The organism is Acinetobacter sp. YH16038 (genome assembly GCF_013417275.1).
GTDB lineage: Bacteria > Pseudomonadota > Gammaproteobacteria > Pseudomonadales > Moraxellaceae > Acinetobacter.
In genome coordinates this window covers 1-17,949 of sequence record NZ_VPEG01000029.1, presented here as the reverse complement: position 1 = coordinate 17,949, position 17,949 = coordinate 1, and the positions used below count along the sequence as shown (strand labels likewise).

Genomic DNA, 17,949 nt, shown 5'->3' with positions numbered 1-17,949 from the left:
CTCTGGTTTTTTTATTTTTACATCTCGATCTGGCTACCCAGTTCAACCACCCGGTTGGTCGGAATCTGGTAGAAGTCGCTGACCGGACTGGTATTACGCTGCATGGAAACAAACAGTTTTTCCCGCCAAGGTGCCATTCCCTCTCCCACCGTATGCATAATCCGTTCCCGGGAGATAAAGAAACTGATCTGCATCAGGTCATATTCAAAGCCCCATTCTGCATACGCATGCTGCAATGCTTCCGGGATATTTGGCTGATCCTTAAACCCGTAATACATTGTCACTCGATAAAAATGCTCACTGAGTTTTTCCAGTTTAATCCGTTCTTCATCACCTACAAAAGGAATATCCCGGGTAATGACTGTTACCAGAATATTGCGCTCATGTAGCACCTTGTTGTGCTTAATATTGTGCAACATCGCATGCGGCACAATGGTCGGAGTTCCGGTCAGGAAAATCGCTTCACCCGGCACAAACTTGGTGCCTCCCCCAATTGAGATACTCTTAATGAACAAGTCAATCGGTAGCGCATCTTTTTCCAGACGGTTCAGAACCAGTGCACGACCATCTTTCCAGGTCATCAGAATCGTAAATAATGCCGCCCCGAGCAGGATCGGCACCCAGCCACCTGATGCAATTTTTAAAGATGTTGAGGCTACAAAAACCAGATCCAGCATCAGGAATGGTGTGGCAAATAACACCACTTTCCAGATTGGCCAGCGCCAGAAACCATAAGCCAGAATGCTAATTAAAATGGTGCCACACAGCATAGTCATGGTGACTGCGACCCCATAAGCACTCGCCAAGCGGGCGCTATTTTCAAAGAGTAAAATCAGAATCACTACAGAAATAAACAGCATCCAGTTAATGAAGGGCAGATAAATCTGGCCACGCTCTTCGGCTGATGTGTGCTTTACACTCAGGCGTGGCAAATAACGCAGTTGAATGGCCTGATTCACCATGGAGAATACCCCGGTAATGACGGCCTGTGAGGCGATCACAGCAGCTGCTGTGGCCAAACCAATCATTGGATATAAGCCCCATTCCGGAAGCAGCATATAAAAAGGATTTTCCAGTGCTTCAGGACGGCGCAGCAATAATGCCCCTTGTCCAGCATAATTGAGCAACAAACATGGCAATACGATAATGAACCAAGCCAGACGAATCGGCAGACGACCAAAATGCCCCATATCGGCATAAATGGCTTCACCACCAGTCATGGTCAGAATCACGGCGCCCATGGTCAAGAAGGCTACAAAAGGCTGATCGACCACAAAATGATAGGCCCAGTATGGATTCACCATAGCCAGTACTGTCGGGGTCTGAATAATACTCCACAAACCGAAACCACCAATTGACAGGAACCAGAGTAAGGTCAACGGACCAAAAAATTTGCCCATGGTTCCAGTACCATGACGTTGTACCAGAAAGAGTCCCGCAATAATCCCGATCGATAGAGGTTCTAACCATTGATTAAACACAGGTGTGGCTATACTCAGCCCTTCAACCGCAGATAACACAGAAATTGCCGGGGTAATGATCCCGTCACCAAAAAACAGCGATGCCCCAATAAAGCCGAGCGCAATCAGGTAAATTTTCTTGTCATCAGAAATGCGTGTGGTTCGCAAATTGAGAGCTAGTAAGGACATGATTCCGCCCTCACCGTTGTTATCGGCACGCATGATAATGGTGACGTATTTAAAGCTCACCGTCAGCATGATGCACCAGAAGATCAAGGACAAAATGCCCAACACCGAAGCTTCACTAATGGCAAGGTGCGACGTCAGAAAACATTGGCGTAGTGCATACAATGGACTGGTTCCAATATCTCCAAAAACAACCCCAAGCGCAGCCAGCGTAATTACCGGGAGAGCTGCTTTCTGTGCAGTGCTTTGCATATATCGTCTTCGTTTTTAACAAGCATTTTTGCGAATCATAACACTGCGCTCAAAGTTTTTCCGCAAATCAATTGTTTCAAGCTTGGCAGACTGGCTTTTTTTCTATATCATCCACGGCCATGGTGAGGTGTCCGAGTGGCTGAAGGAGCACGCCTGGAAAGTGTGTATACGTTTATAGCGTATCGAGGGTTCGAATCCCTCTCTCACCGCCAAATATCATTATCATGTCGCCACATGATGTCTCAAAAGGTTTAAATCTAAAGGGTTTAAGCCTTTTTTGTTGCCGAAATTATTAGGGAATGGATTAAAAATAAAAGAATAACTATACAAGTTACATAAATGATGCCGGATGGCTGTTGAATGACACTGAGGAATATTCGAGCATGATCCTATCTTGGTAAAAAATGATGGATCGCTATGAAAGATGATGAAAAACCCCTAAATTTTGAGGATGATAATGAGCCTCTGGATTTCGAAGATGAGGAGTTCACTGACGATAAAAAAGAGGATGAAATGTACAATCCGATCACCAAGGATGGATCAAGTGTAGATCCTGCGGATGATGGCACACGTCATCTTCGTCCTGAAGATGGTGATCCGCTAGAAGTCGAGCCTTAAGCCCTAGCCCAATTTTATATTGGGCTTTTTTTATAGTCTAAAACCTTAAAAGTGAGCATCTTGGACAGATGAATTGAAAAAGGATAATTCATTTTACTGGTTATTTTTGAGATGAGTATTGCTTGCCTTTTCTTTTGATAGATTTAAAGATGTAAGGATATAGGTTGGGATATATTGAAATAAATTCTCTGGATAAAACCATGATATATCCATTTTTATTAATTTCTTAACTTTATGTTCTTCTTTTAGTTTATTTATATGATGGAGACAAAAACTGGCATAAAAATAGCTTAATTTAATTGTCATCATCGCTATGTTATGGTGGAATCAAAACAGGATAAAAGGAGAATAAAAACCTAAAGATAGAAAACGTTATTGCTTGAGTCTTCCTTATTTGGGTTAGAAAAAAGTGGAAACACTGCTATTCGGAGAGTGGACATGAATAACAGCGCAAACTACATGAAACAGATAAAAAATGCCAAACGCGGTGGTTATACCCCGACCATTGCCAAAGACGTCAACAAACATAAGATTCAAAAAGCCCTAAAATTAATTGAACAGTGGAGAAGTCTCGCTCAAGAACTCAAACCTCAAATGCAGTTTGATATGGCCTTTACTTTAGAGGAATGCGCACAAGACCTGGATCGGATACTCAAAAGCAGATAATTCCCTTTTAACTCACTCATAATAGATTTTAAATATCAACCCCTTATCCTTGCCCATATCACTGATATGGGCAATTTCATGATTTAAATGTAGATGCCTGAGTGAAGATGATTCAATGATCAGCAATAAAAAATTGGTTATAAGATTGAACGGTTATTTTTTGGCTTGCGCCCTTAGGAAAAATCTGTAAAATGCACTCCACAACGCCGGCATAGCTCAGTTGGTAGAGCAACTGACTTGTAATCAGTAGGTCCACAGTTCGAATCCGTGTGCCGGCACCATTTTCTTAGCCTCGCTTTTTAGTGAGGCTTTGATGTTTCTGGGCTTGGTATTTTTATATAGCTGTTTTTTGCCTTGAATACTCAGATCGCCTGTGCCGTCACCTGCACATATCTTACAATCCCATCCTGATATAACTTCTGACAAAGCTTTGCCGTCATCTGGATTTTAAACTGATCCAGTCTTTTGCCTTTTTGTTTCAATTTCTTTGAATTTAAATTCTGATTTACATAATCAGCAAAACCTGAAAATACCGCTTCGGACAGATCTTCAATCTGAATATTCTTAAATTCAAAATTTTCCAAACAATGATAAAGCTCATTTTTCAACATCAGGTTTTTTAAATTGACATCGGCGGATTTCAGCAGAAACTGATATTTACGCTTTTGCAGCGCATTCAAGCTGTCCCATTTTTCCGACAAGATCAGATGATGAAAGCCAATCCGTGCATTGGTGTTCAAAACACTGCGTACCTGATCTAGAAGTTCGGGAACGGAACTATGATAGGCAGCATCCAGACATAGCACCACATCAAAGCGCTGGGAAAAATGCATGTCTTTTAAACGCAGGAAAGAAGCCGGATAGATGGCATTGAGATTAGGTAAATGTTGCTGAATATTCGCCACACAAGCAGGCTGAAGTTCTACACCAGCCAGATATTGCACCTGATAGTGTTGCTGCCAGTGCAACAGGCTGGCACCCTGGCCACAGCCCAGATCCAGCAATTTATCCTTTGAATTTAAACCGACCGTTTCTGCCAAACGGTCGGCCAAAGTTCGACAGGCAGCTACATAATTCTGCTGCCCTGCCCACCAATAACCCAGATTGCTCCAGGGCAACTGTGACAGATCTCCCAGCAACGATGCATCAATTGCATATTTATGTTGAGGAAGACGCTGACGAAGTGCCTGAAACCATTGCATCAATCAATAACCGAGTTGGGGTGCTACCTCGATCTTAGGTTTAAGTCCTTCAAATGGCAACGGTGCCCCCATAATTGCGGCAATTTTCATAGCAGAAGTCACAGCAGATTCCAGAATTGGCAAACCATCCGATGACCACGAACCGCAGTAGAACACTTTACGGTTCATTTCCAGATGACGATGCTGTAATTCCTTATTGAGAGCGATGGTATTGGCATCTACTACCGCACGGGTCAAGGTCACTGATGAAATCACTTTTTTCGGATCAATCTCAGTCACAGGGCGCCAGGTCTGGAATACCGGTGATTTACCCACCAGACTCGGTTCAACCGCATTCAGCCAAACCGTAAATTGCTGACGGGTAAACTTGCGATCCATCATATAGCTGAGTACAGCCCAATCCTTACGCTTTGGTGGCATCACGCTGCTATCGCGGTGAATGACCAATTCACCCTGTTCAAATTTGAATTTCTTTAACAGCTCGATATCACGGCCAAACTGTTCATGATCCAGGAATTCATCAATATGATTGGTTGGTGTCGCCACCACGACGCGATCGAAGGTTTTCGACAGACCCGCTGCATTTTCTACCAGTACTTTGTCGCCCTGCTCTTTCACTGAGACAATTGGTGCACCACTTTCAATGTGAATGCCTTCAATCAGTTTGTCTACCAAAGCCGGAGTACCGCCCTGCATACGTAACAAGGCATCACCATCCGTTAGCTGACGCAGGAAAATCAATAGCGGTTTGGCTGGCCATTCACCAATAGTTTTCGGGTTACAGGTACAGATGGTATACAGCACCGGCATCACCGCACCATGCCAGAACACTTCTTCAATCTCATTGCGATTGATAAATTCTGCCAGGCTGATGTCCTGATTTTTGGATTTAAAGAATTTTGCCAAGGCTGTTTTGAGTTGCAGCAAACCTTTGACCAGACGCCAGCCATATTGCTGGATGCCTTTGCGGTTATTGATAATCGGAATATTGCCAATCCGGCTACGTGATGTGGTTAGCCAGGTTTCTACCCGGTCTTCAAACAGCCAGCTACAGGCCATATAGGTACGTACCGGGTAAGTTTTAATGCCCAGATGAGTCGCCAGACTTAAGGTATTTTTCCACAGATAAGGATTCATCACACGTAAAGGTGCGTCAATGAGGCCTCCTTCAAATTCGAGACTATGACTGTCCATGCCGCGACCTTGAAGCGCTTCAAAAATAGTAATGCGATGTCCTGCGTCCTGAAGAATTCTGGCAGTAGCCAGTCCAGCCATGCCACTACCAATTACTGCGATATCCAATCTGATCATCCGTCATTGAAAAACTAAAAGAAATTATGAACCATGCTTTCAGCAAATAGGTTATTAAAATCTTCCAGAATACTTTTTTTTCGTAAGTCTAGGTTAACGCAACTTTACAAATAAATTACATTTTTTGAATAGCAAAAAACGTCTTTATATAGAGTGACTTAAACTATCGTCATATTTAAATATTTAAAAATAAATCTTTAAAAAACAAATGGCTTAATTAACCGATTTTTTAATCATCGGTTTACAAAGACTGCGAAATACCCTATAATATGCAGCACAAGAAAGAGATAAATTCATAGAGATAAACAAAATGAATTTATCCCAGAAACTCGTAAAAACGACAAGAAATTCCAGCGCATTAGAAAAAAAGCCTCTGCTTGTGCAGAGGCTTCTTTGTTTTAAGACTGACTGTATTATTCGGCCTGTACCGCGATTTCACCAAATTTACCCTGATTAAAATCTTGAAATGCCTGAATAATTTCTTCCTTGGTATTCATCACAAATGGGCCATAGCCTTGAATAGGTTCATTCAGCGGCTCACCGGTCAAGAGCAGAAATTTAGTGTCCTGATCGGCCTGTAGCTGAATTTCAGGATCATCATCGCGCGCAAACATGACAATAGAGCTATCCAGGACTTTTTGACTGCCATTTACCACCAGCTCACCCGCCAGTACAACCAGCAAAGCATTATGTCCGGTAGGCACATGCAACGTAGTTTCATACTCCGCTTTTAGCTCGCCGTCCCAGACATTTACCGGACTAAAGGTATGTGCTGGCCCATAATGGCCTCCGAACTCTCCGGCAATCACCCGAATATGTCCTGCGCCTTCATCCATTTCAATCCGTGGAATCTCAGCTGCAGTAATGGCCTGATAACGTGGCGCGGTCATTTTATCTTTGGCTGGCAAGTTGACCCAGAGTTGAACCATTTCAAACAGACCGCCCTTTTGAGCAAAATCTAGGGAATGAAATTCTTCATGCACCACTCCGGCACCCGCTGTCATCCACTGCACATCGCCGGTCTGAATCGTACCGCCACCGCCACTGGAGTCCTGGTGGGTCACTGCACCCTGATAAGCCAAGGTTACAGTTTCAAAACCACGATGCGGATGCGAACCTACACCATGCTGCTCAGTAGTCGATGCAAAATGATACGGCGCTGCATAGTCCAGCAGTAGAAATGGACTAATGGCCTGCCCCAGACGATCATAAGAAAACAGGTTTTTCACCGGGAAGCCGTCACCGACCCAGTGCATGTTTTGATTACGGTAGACACCAATGACTTTTTTCATCTTTTACTCCTATATACAATAGGATGAACATGCAGCCATTTTAAGCTTTATCAGCAGTCATCAATACCGTACTTATAGAATGCAGTATTTCAAATATAAGATGATTCGACTCTTAGATTTCTGTGTAGCTACTTATAACTTTAGCTTTGCTCATAAGACGTTAATTTAAGTAGTCATGAGCAGTAGACAATAAAAAACCCAGCGCTGAGGGCTGGGTTTTTTCAATTTCGATAAAGTGTTATCGAATTAGATTTTACCGACCAGGTCGATTGAAGGAGCAAGAGTCGCTTCACCTTCTTTCCATTTTGCAGGACATACTTCACCTGGGTGAGCGTGTACATATTGAGCCGCTTTTACTTTACGAAGCAGTTCTTGCGCGTCACGACCGATACCGCCCGCGTTGATTTCAACGATCTGGATTTTACCGTCTGGATCGATCACGAAAGTACCACGATCCGCCAGACCATCAGCTTCAATCAGCACTTCAAAGTTTTTCGCCAAAGTCCAGGTTGGATCGCCGATCATTGGATACTGGATTTTACCAATCACGTCAGAAGTATCGTGCCAAGCTTTGTGCGTGAAGTGCGTGTCGGTAGATACTGAGTAGATTTCTACGCCCAGTTTCTGGAATTCAGCATACTGATCAGCAAGATCGCCTAATTCTGTTGGACAAACAAATGTGAAGTCAGCAGGATAGAAAAATACTACAGACCATTTGCCTTTCATGTCTTGCTCAGACACTTCAATAAATTGGCCATTGTGGTAAGCAGTTGCGTTGAATGGCTTAACTTCAGTATTGATTAAACTCATAAGTCTATTCCTATCTATTCGTGAAAGTGTGTGTTCATTTGATGTAGTTAAGAATACGCAAAAATCACCAATAGGTAAAACCGTAACTTTTTATTAAAACTATCGGTTTTTTAGATTTATAGTTCCTTTTATTTTTATCTTTCTGATTTGTTTAATCGATTTTGACGGTTTTACTTTCTTGAAAATGCTGTATAGATTTCCAGGCCGATTTTGCCAAGGCTGCTGCATAGTGTTTAGGAGAGGCGTGGACTCGACTAGATAACCAGCTCCAGCAATAACTTTCAGTGGGTCCAATGATCAGTGACATAAGCAGTTCTAAGGGAATAGCTTGTAATTGACTGATATCTGCCTGCTGAGCCAGCCATTGTTTTAATTCCTGATTGCGCTGCTGATTCGACTGCTGCAATTCCTCTTTGAAGTCACTATTTTGAACTGTATGATGCGCGGCATAAAGAAAGCGGGCAAAATCAGGATATGCTACAACCCAATCGATATAACTCTGAATCACTGCCTGTATACCTCGTTCAATACCCTGAACTTGTGACAAAGCCTGCAAACGCTGCTCCGACTGATCTGTAAGTGCTGAAATATACAGTGCTGCAATGATCCCTTCCTTGTTTTTAAAATGATGGTAGATCGCCCCGATACTGGTATCGGCCTGATCACGGATCATTTCAATCGTAGTCGCAGCAATGCCTGTACGCAGAAACTCTGTCAATGCACATTCCAGAATCTGACGTTTGAGTAAAGCCCGTCTTCCCTTAAAAATCCTTTCCAGCAATTCCATGTTTTGCATCTTTAATATTTAAATCCTCTCTATTTTTAAAAGCAGGCTGGCAGCCTGATGTCTGGTTTTTGTCAGATGCGCCAATACAGAATAATATTCTGTATGAGAATATTATTCTGATTAAAAAATAATATACAGGAAGTTATAAATGAGCCAAGCCCTAAAAATCTGGAAAAGCTTAGAAAATAAGCCAGCCGGTAAATATCTTTTTTCTAAATTACTTTGTCTAAAAGCACCTTATTTCGGCAGTATTTCTCCATTGTTTGAAGATTTAAAGCTTGGTTATTGTGCAGTGAGCATTAAGAAACATCGTGCCGTACTGAATCATTTAGGCACTGTACACGCGATTGCCATGTGTAACATGGCTGAACTGGCAGGCGGTACCATGACCGATGCAACCGTTCCGAAAACTCATCGCTGGATTCCCAAGGGTATGCAGGTCGAATATGTCAAAAAAGCTACTACTGACCTAGTTGCGATTGCGACACCCGCCGAGCCTAACTTTATATGGAAGGAAGGCAGCGATTATCTGGTCAATGTAGAAATTAAAGATACTGCAGAAGAAGTTGTGTTTCGGGCGGTGATCACGATGTGGGTCTCAGTGAAAAAATAGAAGAACCCAGATATGAAAAACCCGCCAAATGGCGGGTTTTGATGATGATTTGCCTTTCTAATGTCGGGATTAGAACGGAAGATCATCATCCAGATCGGCTGCAGGTGCTGCTACTGGAGCAGGTGCAGACTTCGGCGCATAACTACCTTGGTTATTTTGGTTATTGTTGCCATAACCACTGCCCTGATTATTGTTAAAACCACCTTGCTGAGGCGCTGAGCTATAACCACCTTGTGGATTATTGCCATAACCGCCAGCCTGGTTATTGTTATTAAAACGTGGCTGGTTAAAACCGTTATCGCCCTGCTCGCCTTGTGGACGACCAGAATCCAGCATTTGCATTTGCTCACCACGGATTTCCGTTGTGTAGCGTTCTTGACCGCTTTGATCTGTCCATTGACGGGTACGTAATGAACCTTCGATATAAACTTTAGAACCTTTGCGCAGATATTGCTGTGCAATTTCACCTAAACGGTTATGCAGCACAATACGATGCCATTCGGTTTGCTCTTTACGTTCGCCCGTATTTTTATCAGTCCATGAATCGCTGGTTGCGATAGAGAATTGAGTGAGAGAACCACCATTTGGGAAAGTTTTGGTCTCAGGATCTCGACCTAAAGTACCAACTAAAATGACCTTATTAACACCACGCATCAGACGTACACTTCCTATTTATTTCTATATTTTACTTTATAAGAGTTATGTTTAAATGGCTACCTCTTTACCTAACAAGTGCGTTAATTGTTGTCGCGAAACATCATCAACCTGCTGTTTATCGACCTTGACAAAGGCGACTTGCTGTTCAGACATGACCACAACCTCTTCAATACCACGAATCGCCAAAAGTTGAGAAGTCCATTCATCTGTTTGTTTACTCTCTGGCAGACGAAGCACGAGCGATGAAAGATAGCGTGGTTGAGCCAACCCAAAACTCATGAGCAGCCAAATTATAGCAATTGCCGATAAAATACTCCAACCGAGCGAAGTGTTGTTGAGTAACAACAATTGTCCACCGATAATCCCGCCAAAAAACGCGCCCAGAAACTGACTACTGGCATTCACGCCCATCGCAGTGGCTTTAGATTGAATCGGGGCTGCTTTGGACAACCATGAGGGCAATAAGGCTTCCATGACGTTAAAGGCAATAAAGAATAAACCTAATCCACCGATCAGCACATATTTGGATTCAAAGCCAAAAATCATGATCAACAGACCCAGAATAATCCCGCCAATCGCTGTCAGGAAAATACTGCGCATCTTGCGATATTTCTCTGCCAGTACAATGCTCGGGAAGGCAAAAAACAGACTGACGACCAGCAGCGGCAGATAGACCCAACCATGGCTCGATAATGGCAGTTCAGCAACTTCAATCAGTTGCGATGGCACATAAATAAACATGGCTGTGAGCAGCAAATGCAGGGTAAATACTGAAATATGCAGACGGTTCAGATCCCCCATTTTCAGGACCTGTTTTAGCTGCTCCAGATAGCCCTGCTGAAAATTTTTATGATGACGGGTAACTTTAGGGACCATCAACAACATCGCAATCGCAGCCAAGCCCATTACGGTGGTCACCCAGAACAGACCGGAAATGCCGACCAGTCCTGTCACCCACGGCCCCATGGTAAAGGCCACCACAAAGGACAGGCCGATACTCATGCCCATCACCGCCATGGCTTTCATGCGGTTTTCTTCGCGGGTCACATCGGCCAGTAAGGCCATTACCACTGCTGAAACTGCTCCACCACCCGCAATCGCACGACCGATGATCACGCCATAAATGGTGTCAGACATTGCAGCAATCGCACCACCTAGAGCGAATAGCAACAAGCCCAAAACCACCAGTGGCTTACGGCTATAGCGGTCTGCAATCAGGCTAAACGGAATCTGTAAAATGGCCTGTGTCAGGCCATAAATACCCACCGCCAGACCAATCAGTGCCGGCGTAGCATATTCATATGACTGCCCTGCTACCGAGAATACAGGGATGATCATAAACAACCCCAGCATGCGCAGTGCGAAAATACTGCTCAGGGCAAAGGTCGAGCGACGTTCTAAGGCATTCATCATAAAGTCTGGCGATCGAGTTAGTTAATCTTGATGCGTAGATTATAGGCCATTCCGCTCAAAGGAATGCATGAATTTTATTTGAAATAAAGATGAGGACTATCTGAAAATTGACATCCTCCCCCAGCTAAAGCAAGGGGATTCCTACTGCTAGACGCTCATGCCCGAGCGCAAGAATATTCAGTGCGGAATTTACATCCCGATCCCATGAGCTACCACACTCACCACACTGCCACTCTCTTATTCCTAAACCTGCTCTACCTTTCGGACTACTGGAGCGTGAGCCACAGCACGAACAAGTTTGGGTGGTATAGGCTTCATTGACTTCTTCATACCATACCCCTGCGTTCTCGCATTTATACTTGAGCATGGTTCTTAGTGTTGTCCAACTGGCATCTAACACAGACTTGGCTAGTTTGGTTTGCGCTAATGCTTTGCCATTCACATTGCCAACGAAGATTGCTGCATGTTCTTTTACTAGTTTATGGCTGAATTGATGCAGCATGTTTTGTCTTACATTTTTAATCTTGGCGTGAATTGCTTTCACTCGTTTTTTATTTTTTGCACGTTGAGCAATACCAAGTTTTTGTTCATATTTCCGATAGATTTGAGGGGCTTTAAGTTTTACACCATCTGAACAAGTGGCTAAATCTTTTAAACCTAAATCTATGCCAATTGAGGTTTTAGCGGTGGTTTTTGTTTTAGCATTGTCAACTACAAGACATACATACCAACGGCCTCGGCTATCTTCAACGAATGAGCCTGTTTTAACCCTGTATTGACTTAAACCGTAACTATCCCATAACTTGAATTGGTGTTTACCATATTGAACACAGCCATCAGCATATTTGATTGCAACCTTTTTAAACGGTATCCAACCTAGTGAACGTCTAGCTGATTTTTTATTACTGACACGCCATTTTAGTTTTGCTTTTTTGAACTGCTTGCGTCTTGTGACCAATTCTTCTGTCACTGCCTGAATAGTTTGACTGTGCAAGTTGCATTCTTTCGATGTGCCTTTCGTGTATTTTGCAATATCGTATGCTGAAAAGAATTGTTGTTTTTTTTGAAGATGTTTAAAACACAAATCATTGACATAATTCCAAACAAAATTTACTTCGGATGCTAACTGATTTAGCACCTTGCAATGTTTGTCTTTTATGCGTAATTTGAGTGTCTTCATCCAATTATTTTAACAGTATTTTTCTTAATAGTGACTATAGTACAAGTATTTAAAACGACATTTCGTGTCGTTCATGTGGTTTACTCCAGTCGCTTATATCCTCGTGCTGAACCACGAGGTTTTACGCTCCAATGGATAAAAAAGCGTAGCCGGAGCTACGCTTCTGTTCAGCGATCACGGGGCTATTTGCCTGCTTTTAATAACTGACGCTTGGTATATTGGATCGAAGCAATGACTGCCCAGATAATGAAAGCCACACCGATCAGACCAGTCACCACTTCAGGGATATGTACACCGGTACTGCTTGCCAGCATGATAAATGCCAGAGCACCAATCGCATAGTGCGCGCCATGTTCCAAATAGATATAGGCATCCAGCGTGCCTTTATCGACCAGGTAAATAGTCATCGAACGCACGAACATCGCACCGATGGCCAGGCCTAGCATGATGATTACCACGTCAGATGTAATCGCAAAGGCCCCGATTACCCCGTCGAAACTGAAAGATGCATCGAGTACTTCTAGGTAAAGGAAACCACCAAAGCCGGCTTTCACCACGCCAGTCGGTACGCCTTCAGCATCATGACGAACGGCGTTGCCCTCTTCGTCTACTTCCGGTTCCCCACCTAACATATGGCTTAGGACCTGTACCCCGATATAAATCACGATTCCCCAGATCCCTGCCAGAATAACATCCAGACGTTTTGCTTCTTCGACCTGAAAATCCATGATTAATAAGGCAATCAGGGTAATAAAGACTGACATCGCCGGAACGTTTGCCAGATGCGCCAGACGGCGTTCCAGCATGCGGAACCAGTGGGTGTCTTTTTCTTCATCCAGGAAGAAGTTCAGAAATACCAGCATCAGGAAGGCACCACCAAAGGCAGAAATCTCGGCATGATGTGCCATCAGTTTAGCCGAATATTCTTTTGGTGCATTTAAGGCGAGCTGCACCACTTCCATAAAGCCCATATCCGCAGTCACGGCCACAATGACCACCGGGAAAATCAGGCGCATCCCGAAAACTGCAACCAGAATCCCGACCGTCAGGAAAATCATTTTCCAGAAATGATCCCAACCGCGCAGGACGGATGCATTGACAACCGCGTTATCAAACGACAACGACACTTCCATAATCGCCAGAATAGCGGTGATGGTCAGTGCTGTGAACATGGTTTGCAGGCCCGCTTCCGGACCATGGGTGAATCCCCAATAAGCAGACAAACCAAGGCACACGATCGAAAATACGATTGAGAAACCAAAGTGTTTCAACATATATATCGACCTTAGATAAATTTCATTAAATGCATTTCTTTAAACGTAGAGAAATACTAAGACTCAAAGTTGTCCCAATTATGAAACTTTTGCCGCCTAAACCAAAGCACTTCCTGAACCATTTTTAGGTATTTTCTGCTTTTCAGATTTGCTGATCTTTTAAACAGATTCATCTTTGCTATAGTGCTGGATATTTTGACTTCAACTGCTAAGGATTTCAGTATGAGTTTCTCTCAAGACGTATGGCAACGTAATCTCGGACTTTATCAAAAGACATTGGCGCTGCCTTTTAACCAGCAGCTGGCGCAGGGAACATTAAGCCGTGAAGCTTTTAGTCATTATGTGATTCAGGATGCGCATTATTTACTGGCCTATGGCCGTGCGCTGGCGGTCTGTGCAGCCAAAGCTTTTGAAGCAGATGATGTAATTCAGTTCAGTGAAGCCGCTAAAACTGCCATTGTGGTCGAACGCAGCCTGCATGATGGCTTTATGCAGGATTTTGGCATCAGCAAAACCCAATTTGAAAATACACCTTTGACTCTGGCCTGCCATCATTACACTTCTTATTTACAGGCAACGGCCTGGGCAGAAAGTTATCCGGTGGTTCTAGCTGCCCTTTTGCCATGTTTCTGGATCTATGCAGAAGTGGGTAAGGATATTGTCGATAAGGCAGCGCCGAATAATCCGTATCAGGCCTGGATTGATACCTATGCCGGTGAGGATTTTCATACAGCGGTACGCAATGTAATTGCTACTGTGGATCGGGTGGCAGCGCGGGTCGATGCTGATACTCTGGAAAAAATGCATCAGGCCTATACCCATGCAGCACGTCTGGAATGGCTGTTCTGGGATAGTGCTTATGAACAACGCCAATGGCTAGGTCTGGATGATTAATTTTAGTTTCTATTGACTGAGTCCTGTTTAATACAGGGCTTTTTTATTTTTAAGCCAAACCCTAAATGATGGAAAGTGAAGCTAATTTCGATGGAGTTATGCATCATGAAATTTCATCCATTAGATGTTTGGAAAAGAGCAAATCTAATCTACATTTTCCCCCAGTTGCTTTAGTACTGATCTTTTGACCAATATCCGACACAACTTGACGTTTAAAATACTTTTATTTGCACTTGAACATTTTTCATTCGGTATCATATAAAGGTTTTTGATGAATTTTCTAGGATCATTGCATGAGCCAAAGTCACATCCGTATTCGAGGTGCACGTACCCATAACCTGAAAAATGTGAACCTTGATATTCCACGCGACAAGTTTGTGGTGATTACGGGACTGTCTGGTTCAGGTAAGTCCTCATTGGCATTCGATACGTTATATGCGGAAGGTCAACGCCGTTATGTAGAATCTCTGTCTGCCTACGCGCGTCAATTCCTTTCGCAAATGGAAAAGCCGGAAGTTGATTCGATTGAGGGTTTAAGCCCAGCCATTGCTATCGAACAGAAATCGACTAGCCATAACCCGCGTTCGACTGTAGGTACCATTACCGAAATCTATGACTATTTACGTCTGCTCTATGCACGCGTAGGTACACCTTACTGTCCGGAACACGATCTGCCCATGGTGGCACAGACCGTAACTGAAATGGTCGATGCGGTTAAAGAACTGGAAGAAGGCACTGCGCTGTTATTGTTAGCGCCTGTCGTGCGTGAACGTAAGGGTGAGTACACAGCGTTATTTGAGCAACTGCAAAGCCAGGGCTTTGTGCGTGCACGTGTCGATGGCGAGATCATGGAAATTGATCCGCCACCTGAGTTGGACAAAAAGAAAAAACATACTATTGAAGTCGTGGTTGACCGCTTTAAGGTGCGTGATGATCTCGGTAACCGGATTGCAGAAAGTTTTGAAACTGCACTGCGTCTCGGTGGAGATATTGCGATCCTGTCCTGGATGAAAGGCGAAAATGATGATCGCGTGTTTTCTGCCAAACACTCCTGTCCGGAATGTGACCGCGCTGTGGCTGAACTGGAGCCACGCCTGTTTTCATTTAACAATCCCTTCGGTGCCTGCCCGGTCTGTGATGGTTTGGGTACCCGTAGCCATTTTAGTGCAGACAAACTGATTCCCAATCAGGAGGTCAGCATTAGCCAGGGTGCGATTCGTGGCTGGGACCGTCAGCGTCCATATTATTATGGCATGCTGCAAAAAGTAGCTGAGCATTTTGGTTTTTCTCTGGAAATGCCTTGGAATGAACTGGATGCCAATACCAAGAAAAAATTCCTGTACGGTACCGGCAAAGAAAAAATTGACCTGAGCTATATTGATGAACGTGGTCGTCGTCATAACCGGGTGATGCCATTTGAAGGTATTTTGCCGCATCTGGAACGCCGTTACCGCGAAACCGAAAGCAATTATGTGCGTGATGATCTGGCGCAGTATCTATCCAATGCCGCTTGTGATGCTTGTGATGGTTCACGTCTGAATGAAATCTCACGTAATGTGAAAATTCTGGACAAGACCATTGCCGACGTTACCCGCATGTCGATTGGCGATGCCGAGAGCTATTATCAGGGCATTAATCTGGAAGGTGCGCGTGGTGAAATTGCGGACAAGATTTTCAAGGAAATCCGTGAACGCCTGCACTTCCTGGTATCTGTCGGTCTGAACTATTTGAGTCTGTCCCGTTCTGCCGAAACCTTGTCTGGTGGTGAAGCACAGCGTATCCGTCTGGCTTCACAAATTGGTGCTGGCCTCATGGGTGTGATGTATGTGCTGGATGAACCTTCGATTGGTCTGCATCAGCGTGATAATGATCGCCTGTTACAAACCCTGATTCGTCTGCGTGATCTCGGTAATACCGTTTTAGTGGTCGAACATGATGAAGATGCAATTCGTGCTGCAGACCATATTATTGATATTGGTCCGGGTGCCGGTGTGCATGGCGGTCATGTGATTGCAGAAGGAACCTATCAGGAACTCGCTAAAAATAAAGATTCCCTGACCGGTAAATATCTGTCTGGCAAACTGAAAATTGAAGTGCCGAAAAAACGGGTTCAGCCACCAAAACCGGAAGAACAGATCAAATTGATGGGTGCTGCCGGGCATAACCTGAAGAAAGTCGATCTGACCATTCCATTGGGAATCATGACTTGTGTCACCGGTGTTTCAGGTTCTGGTAAATCTACGTTGATTAACCGGACTCTGTTGCCACTAGCAGCGACTCAGCTGAATGGTGCAACCACGCTAACTGCTGAGAAGTTTGACTCAATTGATGGTCTGCAATTTCTGGATAAAGTGGTTGATATTGACCAGAGCCCGATTGGCCGTACGCCACGTTCGAACCCAGCAACTTATACCGGTTTGTTTACTCCAATTCGTGAACTGTTTTCACAGACTCCGGAAGCCAAAGCGCGTGGTTATACCGCTGGCCGTTTCTCGTTTAACGTGAAAGGCGGACGCTGTGAGGCCTGTGAAGGTGATGGCATGATTAAGGTAGCGATGCACTTTCTGCCGGATATGTATGTGCCGTGTGACGCCTGTCATGGCAAGCGTTACAACCGTGAAACGCTGGAAGTGAACTACAAAGGCAAGAATATTTCTGATGTATTGCAGATGACCGTTGAAGATGCTATGCATTTCTTTGATGCGATTCCAGTGATTCACCGTCGTCTGGAAACGCTGAATCAGGTGGGCTTAGGTTATATCCGTCTGGGTCAGTCTGCTACCACTCTTTCCGGTGGTGAAGCACAACGGGTAAAACTGGCACGTGAGCTGGCCAAACGGGATACCGGTAAAACCCTGTATGTCCTGGATGAGCCAACCACTGGTCTGCATTTCCATGATATTGCCAAGCTGCTGGACATCCTGCATGAGCTACGCAATAAAGGGAATACCATTGTTGTGATTGAACATAACTTGGATGTGATCAAGACTGCAGACTGGGTGGTAGACCTTGGGCCTGAAGGTGGTGCGGGTGGCGGTATGATTATCGCGGAAGGTACTCCGGAAGATGTTGTGAAAGTTAAGGCTTCACATACAGGGAAATTCTTAAAGCCGTTATTGAAGTAATTTTATTCTCTCCAATCCTCCTTTGAAAAAGGAGAGAGTGCCCCATTGCTGTCCCACAATTTTTCACAAGAGGAAGCTCAAATGAGCTTCCTCTTGTTTTATGGGTATTTTATCGGGTGAAAATAAAGCTTTTAAAGTTCTTCTTTCAAACAAATTCACTTGAATTATTCTGAGTAAACGTTGAACTGTCCAACCTGTTTTTCCTAAAT

The 17,949-nt window shown here is 44.0% G+C and carries 15 protein-coding genes, 2 tRNA genes and 1 pseudogene; 7 read left to right on the top strand and 11 right to left on the bottom strand.

The genetic code is table 11. The annotated features are described in order from the left end of the window. Window positions 1-17: 17 nt before the first annotated feature. Complete coding sequence (locus tag FTV34_RS12765) at window positions 18-1,898, bottom strand: potassium transporter Kup (protein ID WP_104426719.1); 1,881 nt, start codon at window positions 1,896-1,898, stop codon at window positions 18-20. A gap of 121 nt (window positions 1,899-2,019) precedes the next feature. Between FTV34_RS12765 and FTV34_RS12760 the strand changes: the two genes are divergently transcribed. From FTV34_RS12760 to FTV34_RS12745, 4 genes are all read left to right on the top strand, one after another. Next, window positions 2,020-2,110: transfer RNA gene (locus tag FTV34_RS12760), tRNA-Ser, on the top strand. 205 nt (window positions 2,111-2,315) lie between these two features. Further along, complete coding sequence (locus tag FTV34_RS12755) at window positions 2,316-2,516, top strand: hypothetical protein (RefSeq protein ID WP_180070453.1); 201 nt, start codon at window positions 2,316-2,318, stop codon at window positions 2,514-2,516. A gap of 438 nt (window positions 2,517-2,954) precedes the next feature. Beyond that, a complete protein-coding gene (locus FTV34_RS12750; RefSeq protein WP_004781576.1) occupies window positions 2,955-3,182 on the top strand; it encodes a hypothetical protein in 228 nt (75 codons plus the stop codon). Window positions 3,183-3,387: 205 nt separating this feature from the next. Continuing rightward, a tRNA-Thr gene (locus tag FTV34_RS12745) sits at window positions 3,388-3,463 on the top strand. A gap of 81 nt (window positions 3,464-3,544) precedes the next feature. On the opposite strand, the gene FTV34_RS12740 is transcribed toward FTV34_RS12745, so the two are convergent. From FTV34_RS12740 to FTV34_RS12720, 5 genes are all read right to left on the bottom strand, one after another. Then, window positions 3,545-4,384, bottom strand: a complete 840-nt coding sequence (locus FTV34_RS12740; protein ID WP_180070451.1) for a cyclopropane-fatty-acyl-phospholipid synthase family protein — start codon at window positions 4,382-4,384, stop codon at window positions 3,545-3,547. 3 nt (window positions 4,385-4,387) lie between these two features. Further along, the gene (locus FTV34_RS12735) at window positions 4,388-5,695 is read right to left on the bottom strand and encodes an FAD-dependent oxidoreductase (RefSeq protein WP_125279600.1); all 1,308 of its coding nucleotides are present in this window, start codon (window positions 5,693-5,695) and stop codon (window positions 4,388-4,390) included. A gap of 413 nt (window positions 5,696-6,108) precedes the next feature. Continuing rightward, on the bottom strand, window positions 6,109-6,987 hold the full coding sequence (locus FTV34_RS12730) for a pirin family protein (RefSeq protein ID WP_180070450.1): 879 nt from the start codon (window positions 6,985-6,987) through the stop codon (window positions 6,109-6,111). 246 nt (window positions 6,988-7,233) lie between these two features. After that, window positions 7,234-7,797, bottom strand: a complete 564-nt coding sequence (gene ahpC, locus FTV34_RS12725; protein WP_005232609.1) for an alkyl hydroperoxide reductase subunit C — start codon at window positions 7,795-7,797, stop codon at window positions 7,234-7,236. Window positions 7,798-7,948: 151 nt separating this feature from the next. Further along, on the bottom strand, window positions 7,949-8,593 hold the full coding sequence (locus FTV34_RS12720) for a TetR/AcrR family transcriptional regulator (protein ID WP_180070448.1): 645 nt from the start codon (window positions 8,591-8,593) through the stop codon (window positions 7,949-7,951). A gap of 139 nt (window positions 8,594-8,732) precedes the next feature. Between FTV34_RS12720 and FTV34_RS12715 the strand changes: the two genes are divergently transcribed. Next, window positions 8,733-9,197: a hotdog fold domain-containing protein gene (locus FTV34_RS12715; RefSeq protein ID WP_180070446.1), complete on the top strand. Its 465-nt coding sequence runs from the start codon at window positions 8,733-8,735 to the stop codon at window positions 9,195-9,197. 69 nt (window positions 9,198-9,266) lie between these two features. On the opposite strand, the gene ssb is transcribed toward FTV34_RS12715, so the two are convergent. From ssb to FTV34_RS12695, 4 genes are all read right to left on the bottom strand, one after another. Then, window positions 9,267-9,851: a single-stranded DNA-binding protein gene (ssb, locus tag FTV34_RS12710; RefSeq protein ID WP_180070444.1), complete on the bottom strand. Its 585-nt coding sequence runs from the start codon at window positions 9,849-9,851 to the stop codon at window positions 9,267-9,269. Between the two features lie 51 nt (window positions 9,852-9,902). Further along, the gene (locus tag FTV34_RS12705) at window positions 9,903-11,267 is read right to left on the bottom strand and encodes an MFS transporter (protein WP_034170221.1); all 1,365 of its coding nucleotides are present in this window, start codon (window positions 11,265-11,267) and stop codon (window positions 9,903-9,905) included. Between the two features lie 124 nt (window positions 11,268-11,391). Then, window positions 11,392-12,447, bottom strand: coding sequence for an RNA-guided endonuclease TnpB family protein (locus FTV34_RS12700; protein ID WP_180070438.1), 1,056 nt, complete (start codon window positions 12,445-12,447; stop codon window positions 11,392-11,394). 182 nt (window positions 12,448-12,629) lie between these two features. Next, window positions 12,630-13,721: a DUF475 domain-containing protein gene (locus FTV34_RS12695; RefSeq protein WP_004781554.1), complete on the bottom strand. Its 1,092-nt coding sequence runs from the start codon at window positions 13,719-13,721 to the stop codon at window positions 12,630-12,632. Between the two features lie 222 nt (window positions 13,722-13,943). On the opposite strand from FTV34_RS12695, the gene tenA reads away from it, so the two are divergent. Together tenA and uvrA are read left to right on the top strand one after the other, a co-directional pair. Then, window positions 13,944-14,615 carry a thiaminase II gene (tenA, locus tag FTV34_RS12690; RefSeq protein ID WP_180017533.1) on the top strand — a complete coding sequence of 224 codons (672 nt, stop codon included), beginning with the start codon at window positions 13,944-13,946 and terminating at the stop codon, window positions 14,613-14,615. A gap of 293 nt (window positions 14,616-14,908) precedes the next feature. Continuing rightward, window positions 14,909-17,740 (top strand): excinuclease ABC subunit UvrA, encoded by a 2,832-nt coding sequence (gene uvrA, locus FTV34_RS12685; protein ID WP_180070436.1) that lies wholly within the window; start codon window positions 14,909-14,911, stop codon window positions 17,738-17,740. Between the two features lie 63 nt (window positions 17,741-17,803). On the opposite strand, the pseudogene FTV34_RS12680 reads toward uvrA, so the two are convergent. Further along, a pseudogene (locus tag FTV34_RS12680) lies at window positions 17,804-17,949 on the bottom strand (IS4 family transposase); the annotation flags it as partial.

What these genes read in the sequence shown, in the direction of transcription:
- FTV34_RS12730 (WP_180070450.1), bottom strand. Translation starts at nt 6,987, where the DNA reads ATGAAAAAAGTCATTGGTGTCTACCGTAATCAAAACATGCACTGGGTC.
- FTV34_RS12765 (WP_104426719.1), bottom strand. Translation starts at nt 1,898, where the DNA reads ATGCAAAGCACTGCACAGAAAGCAGCTCTCCCGGTAATTACGCTGGCT.
- tenA (WP_180017533.1), top strand. Translation starts at nt 13,944, where the DNA reads ATGAGTTTCTCTCAAGACGTATGGCAACGTAATCTCGGACTTTATCAA.
- FTV34_RS12695 (WP_004781554.1), bottom strand. Translation starts at nt 13,721, where the DNA reads ATGTTGAAACACTTTGGTTTCTCAATCGTATTTTCGATCGTGTGCCTT.
- FTV34_RS12755 (WP_180070453.1), top strand. Translation starts at nt 2,316, where the DNA reads ATGAAAGATGATGAAAAACCCCTAAATTTTGAGGATGATAATGAGCCT.
- uvrA (WP_180070436.1), top strand. Translation starts at nt 14,909, where the DNA reads ATGAGCCAAAGTCACATCCGTATTCGAGGTGCACGTACCCATAACCTG.
- ahpC (WP_005232609.1), bottom strand. Translation starts at nt 7,797, where the DNA reads ATGAGTTTAATCAATACTGAAGTTAAGCCATTCAACGCAACTGCTTAC.
- FTV34_RS12720 (WP_180070448.1), bottom strand. Translation starts at nt 8,593, where the DNA reads ATGCAAAACATGGAATTGCTGGAAAGGATTTTTAAGGGAAGACGGGCT.
- FTV34_RS12740 (WP_180070451.1), bottom strand. Translation starts at nt 4,384, where the DNA reads ATGCAATGGTTTCAGGCACTTCGTCAGCGTCTTCCTCAACATAAATAT.
- FTV34_RS12705 (WP_034170221.1), bottom strand. Translation starts at nt 11,267, where the DNA reads ATGATGAATGCCTTAGAACGTCGCTCGACCTTTGCCCTGAGCAGTATT.
- FTV34_RS12750 (WP_004781576.1), top strand. Translation starts at nt 2,955, where the DNA reads ATGAATAACAGCGCAAACTACATGAAACAGATAAAAAATGCCAAACGC.
- ssb (WP_180070444.1), bottom strand. Translation starts at nt 9,851, where the DNA reads ATGCGTGGTGTTAATAAGGTCATTTTAGTTGGTACTTTAGGTCGAGAT.
- FTV34_RS12700 (WP_180070438.1), bottom strand. Translation starts at nt 12,447, where the DNA reads ATGAAGACACTCAAATTACGCATAAAAGACAAACATTGCAAGGTGCTA.
- FTV34_RS12715 (WP_180070446.1), top strand. Translation starts at nt 8,733, where the DNA reads ATGAGCCAAGCCCTAAAAATCTGGAAAAGCTTAGAAAATAAGCCAGCC.
- FTV34_RS12735 (WP_125279600.1), bottom strand. Translation starts at nt 5,695, where the DNA reads ATGATCAGATTGGATATCGCAGTAATTGGTAGTGGCATGGCTGGACTG.